The following is a 207-nucleotide window of genomic DNA, read 5'->3' on the forward strand; positions in this document are numbered from 1 at the left end:
TGCATTGCGTTCATAGCCATAGTCGATGGTTAGTACATATCCTTCCTTCAGCCACTGCCCTGCCTCTCTCAACCACCTCAGACTGTTCAGATTCACCTCGGTCCGATATCCCTCAATCGGTGGAATGGACTCTTTTTTTATATACTCAGATAATCCCGGATCAGAGAGTGGACCTAAGCGCTCCACAAACGAAGCATGCGCCCCGTC

The 207-nt window shown here is 49.8% G+C and carries 1 protein-coding gene; it reads right to left on the reverse strand.

Going from position 1 to position 207, the window contains the following annotated elements; all coding sequences use genetic code 11:
- On the reverse strand, positions 1–207 hold a 207-nt coding region (locus tag LKX83_RS33775; protein WP_227887700.1), incomplete at both ends, for an SAM-dependent methyltransferase.

Origin of the sequence: Cohnella baijiui (assembly GCF_020731285.1) — a bacterium.
In the GTDB taxonomy this organism is placed as follows: Bacteria; Bacillota; Bacilli; order Paenibacillales; family Paenibacillaceae; genus Cohnella.